Origin of the sequence: Candidatus Chryseobacterium colombiense (genome assembly GCA_029203185.1) — a bacterium.
GTDB classification, from domain to species: domain Bacteria; phylum Bacteroidota; class Bacteroidia; order Flavobacteriales; family Weeksellaceae; genus Chryseobacterium; species Chryseobacterium colombiense.
In genome coordinates, this window is sequence record CP119310.1 from 2,590,736 (window position 1) to 2,600,000 (window position 9,265).

Annotated in this window: 8 protein-coding genes (1 of these 8 only partly in view); all 8 read left to right on the top strand. The window is 34.3% G+C overall.

Translation table 11 applies throughout. The features are described from left to right. Positions 1 to 28: 28 nt before the first annotated feature. Positions 29 to 1,255, top strand: coding sequence for a 3-phosphoshikimate 1-carboxyvinyltransferase (locus P0Y62_11555; protein WEK68495.1), 1,227 nt, complete (start codon positions 29 to 31; stop codon positions 1,253 to 1,255). Then, positions 1,256 to 1,921: a hypothetical protein gene (locus tag P0Y62_11560; GenBank protein WEK68496.1), complete on the top strand. Its 666-nt coding sequence runs from the start codon at positions 1,256 to 1,258 to the stop codon at positions 1,919 to 1,921. Beyond that, positions 1,921 to 2,715, top strand: coding sequence for an SDR family oxidoreductase (locus P0Y62_11565; protein WEK68497.1), 795 nt, complete (start codon positions 1,921 to 1,923; stop codon positions 2,713 to 2,715). Before P0Y62_11560 ends, P0Y62_11565 begins: the two co-directional genes overlap by 1 nt. A 10-nt stretch (positions 2,716 to 2,725) precedes the next feature. Next, positions 2,726 to 4,426, top strand: coding sequence for a hypothetical protein (locus P0Y62_11570; protein ID WEK68498.1), 1,701 nt, complete (start codon positions 2,726 to 2,728; stop codon positions 4,424 to 4,426). A 186-nt stretch (positions 4,427 to 4,612) separates the two neighbouring features. Then, complete coding sequence (locus tag P0Y62_11575) at positions 4,613 to 5,182, top strand: hypothetical protein (protein WEK68499.1); 570 nt, start codon at positions 4,613 to 4,615, stop codon at positions 5,180 to 5,182. A gap of 93 nt (positions 5,183 to 5,275) precedes the next feature. Beyond that, the gene (locus P0Y62_11580; protein WEK68500.1) at positions 5,276 to 6,076 is read left to right on the top strand and encodes a DUF3324 domain-containing protein; all 801 of its coding nucleotides are present in this window, start codon (positions 5,276 to 5,278) and stop codon (positions 6,074 to 6,076) included. Continuing rightward, positions 6,069 to 8,825, top strand: a complete 2,757-nt coding sequence (locus P0Y62_11585; protein ID WEK68501.1) for a hypothetical protein — start codon at positions 6,069 to 6,071, stop codon at positions 8,823 to 8,825. The genes P0Y62_11580 and P0Y62_11585 overlap by 8 nt, the downstream gene beginning before the upstream one ends. Continuing rightward, positions 8,822 to 9,265, top strand: the start of a protein-coding gene (locus tag P0Y62_11590; protein WEK68502.1) for a hypothetical protein. 591 nt of this gene lie beyond the right edge of the window; 444 of the gene's 1,035 nt are visible here — the first part of the coding sequence; the start codon lies at positions 8,822 to 8,824; the stop codon falls past the right edge of the window. Before P0Y62_11585 ends, P0Y62_11590 begins: the two co-directional genes overlap by 4 nt.

Here is a 9,265-nt window from a genome sequence, read left to right on the forward strand (position 1 = left end):
TCATCCCAATTTAATGTAGAAATAAATAATGAAGTTAGAAAAATCAAAATTAATCGGAGACAATACCATACAAATCAGCGGTTCGAAAAGTATTTCGAATCGTTTGTTGATTTTAGAAAATTTGTTTAAAAATATACAAATTGGTAATTTGTCTAATTCCCAGGATACCCAATTACTGAAAAAAGCTTTATCGGAAAATACTGAAACCGTAGATATTCACCATGCCGGAACTGCAATGCGTTTTCTTACTTCTTACTATTCTATTGCGGAAGGAAAAACCACTATTCTTACAGGTTCGGGAAGAATGAAAGAACGTCCTATAAAAAACCTGGTTACTGCTTTACAAAATCTGGGCGTAGAAATCGAATACCTGGAAAATGAAGGATTTCCTCCATTGAAAATTCATGGAAGAAAAATTACGGAGACCAAAGTAGATGTTCCCGCTAATATATCAAGCCAGTTTATTACTTCTCTCTTGTTGATTGCCGGTAAGCTGGAAAAAGGACTGGAAATAAATCTTGTGGGTGAAGTCACTTCGAGATCCTATATCGAGATGACTTTAGATATTCTGAAAAAATTCGGAATTCAGGCAAGTTTTGTAGGAAATTTAATTAAGGTGCAACCTTTTAATGAAAACAACCAATCCTCTGTTATAAACTATGAAGTGGAAAGTGACTGGAGCTCAGCTTCATACTTCTACTCTTTTGCAGCACTGGGAAGAAAAACGATTCATTTAAAAAGCTTTTATAAGGAATCCACTCAGGGAGATTCTGCCATCGCTAAAATTTATGAAGAGTTTTTTGGAATAAAAACAATTTTCACAGAAGCAGAACATAAAATTACACTTCACCCGGATCCAAATTTTCAATTCCCTGAAAAAATCGTTCTGGATATGAATAACTGTCCGGATATCGCACAAACACTTTGTGTAACTGCAGCCGCTTTGAAAATTCCTTTCAAAATTTCAGGTCTGGGAACATTAAGAGTGAAAGAAACTGACAGATTGCTGGCTTTATATAATGAATTACAGAAACTGGGAACTGAAACAGAAATCACAGATACTACGATACAGTCAATCCGGTTCAACGACCCGCAAGAGAATATTTCAATAAAAACCTATCAGGATCACAGAATGGCAATGAGTTTTGCGCCGTTTTGCCTGATTAAAGAATTAAATATTGAAGACGAAATTGTAGTCGAAAAATCTTACCCGATGTTTTGGGAAGATCTGTCGAAGATTTTAAATAAAGACTAAATGAAACTTTTTCTTTCTTTGCTCTCCTTCATTACTTTTACTCCTTTCCCATCACAGGAATTGAAAGATTTTTCTGTTCCAAAAGAGTATGAAAAAGTGCTGGAAGTAAAAGGTGATCTGGATAAAGACGGAAAAGAAGAAACAGTTATTGTATACAACACTCCTGAAAAAATTGAGAATCAAGGGAACAAAAGGAAATTCTATATTTTAAAAAGCACTCAGGGAAATTGGAAAATATGGAAGGAAAATACAACGATCCTCAATTCAAGCGGGGCTGGTTTTTATCCTGAAGACAATAAGCTGGAAATACAGATAAAGAATAATTGCCTTGTCATTTCCCAGTCCTTGTATTCCAATTCAAGGCATACGGATACAAGCAAATATACTTTTCGTTTTCAAAACGGGGATTTTTATCTCATTGGCGCATTCAATCAATTTGAAGATACCTGTGAATTCAGCTTTACCCACGATGTAAATTTCTCTACCGGGAAAGCCATTGTTGACGAAACGTATTCTGAATGTGACGGAGATGAAAACAGAAAAATTCCAAAAAATGATCACAAAGAATTTATTCATAAATTCGACACGCTTATAAAAATGAACGACTTTAGGATCGGTGAAAACAAATTCAAGATTCCTAATTTAAAAAAATATTTTACTTACTAATGTCAAAAACTATTATCATAACGGGAACGTCATCAGGAATCGGTTTCGTATTAGCAGAATATTTCGGAAAGAAAGGTCATAAAGTCTATGGTTTGAGCCGAAAACATACCGAAAGTCAATATTTCACATCTATTCCGACTGATGTTACAGATAACGATGCGGTACAAAATGCTATCGCCCAAGTATTGACTAGAGAGACGAGAATTGATGTTCTGATCAACAATGCCGGAATGGGAATGGTAGGAGCCGTAGAAGATTCTACTAAAGAGGATATCTTAAAATTATTCAACCTGAACCTCGTAGGAGCCGTTCAGATGATGAGTGCCGTAATGCCTAAAATGCGTGAAAACAAATTCGGGCAGATCATTAATGTTTCCAGTATCGGAAGTGAAATGGGACTGCCTTTCCGCGGGTTTTACTCTGCTTCAAAGTCGGCTTTGGATAAAGTAACTGAAGCAATGAGATACGAAGTGTACCCTTGGAATGTACATGTCTGCTCACTTCATTTGGGAGATATCAAAACCAATATTGCTGAAAACCGCGTAAGAACAAAGGTTTCCGAACCATACAAAAATGTGTTTGATAAGGTATATGCTTTGATGAATTCGCACGTAGGAGATGGAACTGAACCTTTGGAAGTTGCAGAATATGTTGATGCTCTTTTAAATAAAAACAAATGGAAAGCTCATTATTATTTTGGTAAATTCGGGCAGAAAATAGGAGTTCCTTTAAAATGGATCCTTCCGCAGGGAACTTATGAGAATTTAATGAAGAAATATAATAAACTTGCATAAAAAGAGTTGAATGATTGGATGCATTGTCATTCTGAACGGAATGAGATGCAGTGAAGAATCTTTTTGTTATAAAGATTTTTCCATATTATACATTCAGAATGACAAATTGAAGTTAATTTTAAACATATTTTTTATCCTTCTTTGCGTTTTTACCCAAGCGCAGAAAAAACATTATTGGCTTATAGATTCTGAAACCAATGCAAGAAAAAAAGTAAAAGATTCAGCTTCTGCGGTCAAATTTTTAGATTCCCTGGCTCAAAGCAATTATTTTCTGACGCAGCTAAAAGATGTAAAAGTAAAAGGTGACAGTACCGAAATCTTTTATGACAAAGGAAAAAACTTCAATGAGACTTTTATTGATCTTTCCGATTCTTTAGCGCTCAAATTAAAATCAAAGAAAGAATTTTTTACAAAAAATCTAGATTCTACCAAGAAAAGCATCAACAAAATATATATTGATGAAGGGTATTCTTTCAGCAGGATCAAAGCAAAATATAAGGGGCAAAAAAACGGCTATCCAATTGTAAATCTTGAGATTAATAAAAATGACAAAAGAACAATTGACGGTTTTGTTATGAAAGGCTATGTAAAAGTTCCCAAAAGGTTTATGAAAAATCTTGAAAAGGAATTTAAAGGCAAAACCTATGATGATAAAAATCTTTTAGCTATCAATAAAAATTTCCAGAGCCATCCGTTTCTTTCCCTGGAACGGCAGCCGCAAACACTTTTTACGAAAGACTCTACACAGATCTATCTGTTTTTAGAAAAGAAAAAGACGAACACCTTTGACGGAGTTATCGGTTTTGGAAATGACAAAACGGATAAATTTACCTTAAACGGAACTTTGAACGTTAATTTCAAGAATATGTTCAATGGTTTTGAAACTGTCAATTTATACTGGCAAAGAAATCCGGATAAAGGACAGACTTTTGATCTTCAAACAGATATCCCATATCTTTTTAAATCTAATGTTGGGATGAATATGAAAATCAATATTTTCAGACAGGATTCTACTTATGCTAATGTAAAAATGCTGCCGGCTTTTTATTACCACATTAATAACAGAAATAAAATAGGGTTTCGAGGAACTTTTGAAACATCAAGCATTATTGATACTCTATACATCCAGGGGAAAGATTATAATAAAAAAGGGCTAGGTATCTGGTATGAAATGACAGAACCGACTGATATTGATCTCTTCCTTTATAAAACAAGGATCAATGCAGGATATGATTTTCTAGCTACCACATATTCAAAAGACAATATTAAAGCCAACCAGAACCAATTCTATTTTTTTGGTGAGCATAACTATCACATCAACGGAAATCATTTCCTTAATATAAAAGCAGAAGGAGCGATGATGGATTCTAAGGTAGAATTTTCGGCTAATGAATTGTACCGTTTCGGAGGATGGAATTCCATGCGGGGATTCAATGAAAATTCCCTTGCCGCCGACTTTTATTATTACGGAAGTCTAGAATACCGTTATTTGATAGGAAGCCAGGCCTTCTTTGATGTTTTCGGGCAGTATGGTCAGCTCAATAACAAATCTTTAAATGTGAAACCCAAACTCTATAGTGTTGGCTTCGGTTTCAATTTCTTTATTCCTATCGGACTCATGAGCTTCCAGCTTTCGAATGGTAATGAATTTGGAAATCCATTCAAGTTTAATGATATTAAAATTCATTGGGGAATCTTGAGTAGATTCTAATTTTTATCACAAGAAAATACATCTTTATATATACAGAAATTCACTGTTTAATGATTTCCATTAATTATTCTTTTTCTAGTGAAATATTTCAAACAACTGAAAAACAATGTATTAAATTTAATTTGACAAAATTTTCTCTTAAGTTTTATTAAATTTTATTATCTTCACAGTCTAAAACTAAAAACAATGAAACTATTAAACCTTACAGGATTGGCATTATCTTTTGCTTTTGTTGCAATTTCTGCTAATATGAAAGCACAACAAGACGGTATTAGTGATAATCATAATATTACCATTACCATTCCTTCAGTTGCAATACTTGATATTGAGCCTTCTGCTTCAAAAAATATTTTAATGGGGTTTACAGCTCCTACGGAAGCCGGTTTACCAATAACTGCAACCGGTACAAACAATACTCTTTGGCTCAATTATTCATCCATTAAGACAGCAACCGTTACAACCCGCCATATTTCTGTAAAATTGGATACAGTAATCCAAGGTGTAGATATTAAAGTTACAGCAGCAGCGCCAGTAGGAGGTGCAGGAGCTTTAGGAACACCCACTTCCACACTAACCTTGACAGCTGCTGATCAATCACTAATTTCAGGTATTGGGAGTGCTTATACAGAAGATGGATCCGGTAAAGGCCACAATCTTACCTACACGATTAGTCCCGGTGCCACGACTGCATACGGTAATTTAACAGCTTCAACAACTGAAATAGCAAAGGTTACGTATACTTTTGTTGATAATTAAATAGAAAAATACTTTTTTGATTAAGAGGAGAAGAAATTTACCGAATTTCTTCTTATTTCTCTATGTCCTTATTTCACCCTAAAAATATTCTTGATGATAAAGCGTATTTTATTTTTTCTCACCTTTATTATACAGTTCACCTCATTACAGGCAAGTATTGTTGTGCTTAATGGTCTTACTCATATTTATAAAGTCGAAAACGGCCAGGTATATAAAGGAAAAGTTACTTTACAGAACACTGGAAATACTACTCAGAATGTAAAAATTTTTCTACAGGATTTTAGCTACCATGCAGACGGAACCACCTATTATACGGCTCCTCATACAAACGAGAAATCAAATACAGACTGGATAAAACTCAATACTAATTTAGTAAGCCTTAAAGCTAAAGAAAAAACAGAGATCTATTTTGAAATCAATGTTCCCGCTAAAATTGCCCAGTCAGGAACGTATTGGAGTGTTATTATTGTAGAACCTGTAGATGATATAAAACCAAGTAATGACAGTCCGGGTATTAGTATTACATCTATAGTTCGATATGCCATTCAGGTCATTACCAATTACGATACTGACAATATAAAGCCTTCTCTTAAGTTTGAAAGTGTAAAAATTGAGAAAGAAGGACAACAGCGAAATGTGAAAATCGGGATTGCCAATAATGGGAATTTATTTTGCAGGCCTACCGCGAATATTGAAATATACAATCGTAAAACAGGAGAAAAAATAGGCACATTTTCCAGCATGACCATGGCATTACTTCCCAATACTTCAAAATCTTTCGACATAGATATCAGTAAAATTCCTCCTGATAAATATAACGCTGTAATCATCGCTACTGATGAAGATGAAAATGCCTTTGCTCTTAATGTTGAATTAGAAGTTAAAAATGATTAGGAAATGGATCATATATATTATCCTATTATTCCCGGTATTCATCTTTTCTCAAAATCAATCTCAGGAATTTGTTAATAAAAAAGATAGTTTACTCCCGGGAAGCTCCACTTCTGTTTCTTTTAAAATAGAAAATAAATCGCGGTACAGTAAAACCTACCTTCTGAATGTTGAAACTTCAGATCCATTTATCAGTCCTATTCTTTTAAAAGATGAGATTACTCTTTCAGCATTGGACAATAGAATTTACATTGTTCCTTTACGGATATCTTCCGAAGCTCCTTCAGGAAAATATGAAATATCGCTGCATATCTCAGAAAAAGACACTGAAAATAAGTTTACAGAGAAAACAGAAATTATTGTTTCCGAAAACCGTAATATTTCTATTACCTTATTAGAATCCCCGGAGTTTGTAAAGGCAGGGCAAGTAATCAAAGCTTCTTTTATTTTAAAAAATAACGGAAATACTAAAGAGTATCTGGCCATGGAAAGCAATAATTCATTGATAAGCCAGGTCAATACTCTCGTTCTTGCTCCCGGAGCCAGTAAAATAATTACCATTACTAAAAATACAGATCCGAACTTAGGAAAGAATGATTATCAAAATTTAGACCTGACCGCCCGTTCTACGGTTAATCCAACTCAGGCTGTCACGGCATACAGTAGTGTGAAAATTATTTCAACAAAACCTGTAGAAGATGATATTTATTACCGTTTACCAGTTTCCGCTTCTCTTTCTTTTATAGGAAGCCAGAACAGGGGTGTTTACCAAGATGGCTTCCAAGGGGAAATTTATGGGAAAGGAAGCCTTACAAATAAAAATACCAGCCAAATAGAATTTCATGCGGCAACTAAAAATCCTGTTGACTTCAATGCCTTCACTCCTTACGAAGAATATTTTATCAATTATAAAGATTCTAATCTTTTTGTGCATATCGGAGATAAAGCCTATTCGGCTTCCTATCTTACAGAGTTTGCACGATATGGACGAGGAGCCGAGATCCGCTATGATTTAAAGAAAATCAGTTTTGGTGCTTTTTATAATCATCCAAGATTCTTCCGGGATATTAAGGATGAATTCAATATTTATTCAAAAATAAAAATAAAAAAAGAATCGGAACTAACTGCCGGTTACCTTTATAAAATTCCTGTTTCAGAAAAAAACAATTTTACATCAGTAAATACTCAGTTTGATTCGAATACCCATTTGCCTTATTTAGCAGGTAAATTTCAACTTCTAAAAAATCTTAGTGCTTCAGGAGAAATTACGTATAGTAAAACAAATGAAACAGAAGGAACTGCTTATATGCTGCAGACTCAGGCCAATTTCAGTAAAGTCAGTGGAAGTCTTATGTATTTAAAAGCCAGCCCCAGATTCGCCGGCTATTTTTCTAACACCAGTACTTTTAATGGAAATATACAGTATCGAATTCTGAATAAAGTTAATTTGTTTGCCAACTTTATTCAGGACGCTAAAAACTATCAAAGAGATACTTTATTACTGGCTGCGCCTTATAGAAGCTATTTCCAATACGGAGCTCAGTACAATTACATAAAAACAGGATCTGTAATGGTATACAGTGGCTATCAAAAATACCAGGACCGTCTTATGCCAAGGCAATTTGATTATGATGAAAAATTTTTCAGAGTAAGTGTAAATCAGAGAATAGGACAATTTAGTATAAATCTTGAAAGTCAATTTGGCAATACCAATAACTTTCTGACTGGATTTTCAGGAAATTCTACCTTTTATACAGCTAATGTAGGATTTCAAAAATTTAATACCTCATTTAATTTATATGGAAGCTATGCGATAACATCCAGATACCAAATGCAAAATCAAAAACAGACTTATTTTGGTGCCCAGATTATTAGCACACTATCGGATAGAACAAATTTTAGGCTTTTTTATCAAAATAACTATATGCCTGAAGATTATTTTAAGGACCGTAATCTTTTTGAGGTTTTGTTTCATCATCAACTTTTCAGGCATCATGAAATAGATATATCAGGCCGCTACAATTTGCAACGTGGAGATCTTGCCAATAAAGACTTTATATTTTCTTTACGCTATACACTTAGGATGAACGTTCCTGTACAAAAAATTGCCGAATACACTACCTTATCCGGAACCGTTAATAATCTAGGAGTACAAAAAGTTGAAGGAATACGATTAATGATGGGGAATTATATCACTGTCACGGACAAGGCAGGAAATTATACTTTTAAAAATATTCCTCCGGGCGATTATTTTCTCGAAATTGATAGATCGAGTACTCAGTTAAATGATATTCCATATTCTAATTTTCCGGCCACTTTACATCTTATCAATAAAGAAAACATTTATAATTTCGGCTTAACTACTGCAGCTACTATTCAGGGAAGCATATCGCTCAATGAAAATGAAGAAAACAATCATTACGTTTTTGCTCATTATCAGCCGAAAAAAGAAAGTAAAAAAACAGACGGTGTTATTGTTGAAGCTACCAATGGAGAACAAACCTACAGAAAGATATGTATCATAGGAGAACCTTTTGATTTTACCTATCTACGCCCTGGAAACTGGACCGTGAAAATATATAGAAATGGTCTTGATAAACGCTATAAAATATCTACCAATCAATTTCAGTTTGTTTTAAAACCTTCTGAAACTAAAAATATAGCTATCAGTATTGTAAAGCAGCTAACGGAAATCAAATATCAGCAAGAAAGTATAAAAGTGGGGTATAATGAAATAAAAAAGCAAAAATGAAAACTTTTATCAAAATATTAATCTCTTCAATAAGTCTTACGTTTTATACGGGAGCCTTTTCACAAACATACACTGTTAGTTTTACCTTACCACAGGTTGCTTTAATGGATATTGAGCAGGCAACCAGCATTAATTTAGACCTTATAAAACCTACAGAAGCAGGTAACCGTCTTACAAACCCTACCAATAATACAACTAAATGGCTGAACTATACTTCAGCGGTAGCTTCTGGTGGCACACGATCCATAACTGCTTCTATAACCCAGAACATTCCAGGTATTGATATAAAACTGCAAATAGCATCTGCTACAGGTAGTGGTGCCGGTGCTCTAGGAACTCCCTCTTCACAGATTACCCTTTCTACAACACCTACAACCATTGTCAGTGGCATTGGAGGAGCCTATACCGGAAACGGAGTTGGCAATGGGCATCAGCTTACG